The organism is Xanthomonas sp. SHU 199, assembly GCF_000364665.1.
Lineage (GTDB): Bacteria > Pseudomonadota > Gammaproteobacteria > Xanthomonadales > Xanthomonadaceae > Xanthomonas_A > Xanthomonas_A sontii.
Genome location: NZ_AQOI01000164.1, coordinates 1 through 1878, shown reverse-complemented (window position 1 = coordinate 1878; position 1878 = coordinate 1). Strand labels below are relative to the sequence as shown.

Genomic DNA, 1878 nt, shown 5'->3' with positions numbered 1-1878 from the left:
GCCGCGAAGCGGCTTCGGCTTGAATGAATTGTTAGGGCTCATACCGGAACTTTGGTGGTAACGACGCATTTGGTAATCGCGTCGCGCACCGACTGTCGCAGGTTGAAGGACGTCCTAGGCGAATGCTCAAGTGCGTGCTTTGCAAAGCAGTGCGCGTACAGGCTGTCGAAATAGATCTTGAGGTGTGTTTCACTGAGGCCCGGAAGTCAGTCCACACCTTTTCAGGATCATCATTGAACTGCTTGATGACGTTCAATTTCTTTTCTGGGCAAGCCATGATCTCTCCTTGTGAGCCCTAACGCCTGAGTTAAGGCGTGCCGCGAAGCGACATCGGCTTAAATGAATTGTTAGGCCTCACGTCCGGGTTACTCTTGTGGCTGCGCCGCTTCCGCGGTGTCCTCAGCTGGTGTTTCCTCTGCCTTAGCTTCATCAAGTGTGCGGAACCTCTCGGTGATGTCGTAGAACTGCGAGACATCTTGAATTACTGCAACGCCTGGCAAGGTTTCGCCAGTTGCTCTATTGGCGATGTATGCAGACACAATGCCGATGACCTCAACCTTGTCCTGCAGCAAGCGAAATGTTGGCTCGCCGCTGACACCGTTTATGGCCACGCCATCCACTAAGTATTGCTTTTGAGGCTCGTTGTAGTAGCTAACTCGACCGGAGAAAAAGCAGGCGTTCGAGGAATGGACTGCGGGAAATCCTAACCAGCCAATTTCCACTCCGGCTTTAATAAAGTACTCATTTTCGATCAATTTCAATGTCTGATCTGGAAAGGGCAGATCTCCGCGATTTATAACGATGGCAGCTGAATCAATTTGAGGCTGTAGATGAATGGCGCGCTCGTGCGCCCGGAACAAAACGGAGCGGCCTGAAGCGGGATGATAGAGCCGAATTGGTGTTTCCCAGTAGTGTGCATAGTCCACCACATGCGCAGCTGTGGCTATGGCGCAAAGATCAGTTGTCGCACTTACAGACACAAGCCAGCCCGTTCCAGATCCTCTCGGCGTTGAAATATGTACGAGATGCGCATCAATCTCTTTGATTCCTTCGTGCCACTCCATGATCTCTCCTGTGAGGCCTAAAACCTGAGTTCAGCCGCGCCGCGAAGCGGCGTCGGCTTGAATGAATTGTTAGGCTGCTGCCCCGTGCCCAGCACGTGCCACCCGCCAACCAAGATACACGCATAGAAGACCAAACAAAGCCGTAAGGATCATGGCGAAATGTACCTGGCGGCAGCGCAGATGCTCTGCAAAGAGCGAAAAATCAGAGCCGCAGAAGCCTGAAGCCAGACTTGCGGCAGAGAATATCCACAGAAAACAGTAAAGCGACGCCGGTGCGCTGAGGATTGAGCCTGCAATGAACCAAGGGCGCGATCTAGCTTTCATAGCAGCCTAACACCTGAGTTAAGCCGCGCGGCGTAGCGGAACAAACGGTGGCGCGCTCTTCAGTGTCACCGTTTTTGTAGCGAAGCTGCGTCGGCTTGAACGAATTGTTAGGCCTTGCAGTTTTCTAGGTTGGTGATGCCATTCGCACCAAGGTCATTGTTTGAATGTGCAACCTTTCCGTCTCTGCCGTGGAACCAGAGAGTATTGTCCCCGTCTCCATCACGACGTTGATGGAAATCGTAGGACAAGCTGTTCATCTCGCACTCTCTCCGGAATGCAGGGAAGTCATCACTGACGTTGTCAGAGATTTCAGCTAGACCATTGGCATGTGCAACCCAAGATAGGACGCCATCTTTCGCAAGTGCTGCGTAAGTACCCGGGCGCATCATGTGCTCGGCGCGAAACAGAATTCTTCTATGCACCATCGTGTAACCTCCAGTTGGATAGCAAGGCTTAACGCCTGAATTAAGCCGCGCCGCGAAGCGGCGTC

The 1878-nt window shown here is 52.7% G+C and carries 2 protein-coding genes; both read right to left on the bottom strand.

The genetic code is table 11. The annotated features are described in order from the left end of the window. Positions 1 to 365: 365 nt before the first annotated feature. The gene (locus tag D183_RS26365) at positions 366 to 1064 is read right to left on the bottom strand and encodes a serine protease (RefSeq protein WP_081613297.1); all 699 of its coding nucleotides are present in this window, start codon (positions 1062 to 1064) and stop codon (positions 366 to 368) included. Positions 1065 to 1495: 431 nt separating this feature from the next. Further along, a partial coding sequence (locus D183_RS27370; protein WP_232757234.1) for a hypothetical protein occupies positions 1496 to 1878 on the bottom strand: 383 nt, incomplete at its 5' end.

Excerpts from the sequence above, each read along its gene's own strand:
- D183_RS26365 (WP_081613297.1), bottom strand. The coding sequence starts at position 1,064 with ATGGAGTGGCACGAAGGAATCAAAGAGATTGATGCGCATCTCGTACAT.